Annotated in this window: 1 protein-coding gene; it reads left to right on the top strand. The window is 26.7% G+C overall.

From position 1 onward, the window contains the following. Positions 1-180: 180 nt before the first annotated feature. Positions 181-572, top strand: a 392-nt coding sequence (locus tag CN514_RS24905) for a hypothetical protein (RefSeq protein ID WP_141529535.1), incomplete at its 3' end; no start/stop codon positions are given.

Below are 572 nucleotides of genomic sequence, written 5' to 3'. Positions count from 1 at the left end.
CCATTTAGTTGAAGAAGAAATTTCAAAAATTAATTGCGTTTTTTTAATTGTAAATAACCTTTATTAAATATGATTATTGCATTGAAAGATTCATATAAAGCATAGATTGTTTTTAAACTAATTAATAATAGCCGATTACATATATATGATTAAATACTCACGTACTACTAAGGAGGAAAAATGAGAAAACTATACCTTTTATTACTGATAACAACTCTATTCTTTGTTACTTTCAAGCCTAATAGCAGCCTAGCATACAATGGTTACCGTTTAGATGGACAAAACTATGGAACATTTGATTATCGTGATGTAGCCTCATCAATTAATGCACAAAAGGGATATATGATAGTTAGACTTGGTACAACTGAGAAATGGTACGATAAACAAGATTTTATTTCAAAAAAATATTACAAATTAAGTGGTATTTACAAAATGAAATACGATGGTTTGTACACTTTTGAGTTTTATGTGAAAGATAAAAAAGTGCAGTCAATGTCTTACTACAATACACAGCCACCTAAGATTATTAAAGTAGTTGGAAAAAAAATAATATATGAAAAAATCAAAGTTAA

The organism is Bacillus sp. AFS001701 (assembly GCF_002559405.1).
GTDB lineage: Bacteria > Bacillota > Bacilli > Bacillales > Bacillaceae_G > Gottfriedia.
Note: the sequence above shows the minus strand (reverse complement) of the source record. Positions and strands in the feature narration are given on the sequence as shown.